Raw genomic sequence first — 277 nt, 5'->3', positions numbered from 1 at the left:
GCCGTCCGCGGCCGTCTGATGCAGTCCGCGCCCACCGGCGGCGCGATGATCGCCATCGAGGCCACCGAAACCGAAATCCTCAACACCCTCCCCACCCACCACGGCCACCTCGACATCGCCGCCGTCAACAGCCCCCACTCCACCGTCATCACCGGCGACCACGACGCAGCCCACCAACTCGCCACCACCTGGCGCAACAACGGCCGACGCACCACACAACTCAACGTCAGCCACGCCTTCCACTCACCCCACATGGACGGCATCCTCGACCAATTCC

The 277-nt window shown here is 67.1% G+C and carries 1 protein-coding gene; it reads left to right on the top strand.

Annotated features, from left to right (window positions below; all coding sequences use genetic code 11):
* Positions 1-277, top strand: a 277-nt coding sequence (locus IF88_RS41810) for an acyltransferase domain-containing protein (protein ID WP_158754928.1), incomplete at both ends; no start/stop codon positions are given.

It is taken from the genome of Streptomyces sp. NRRL F-2580 (assembly GCF_000720115.1).
Taxonomy (GTDB): Bacteria; Actinomycetota; Actinomycetes; order Streptomycetales; family Streptomycetaceae; genus Streptomyces.
Note: the sequence above shows the minus strand (reverse complement) of the source record. Positions and strands in the feature narration are given on the sequence as shown.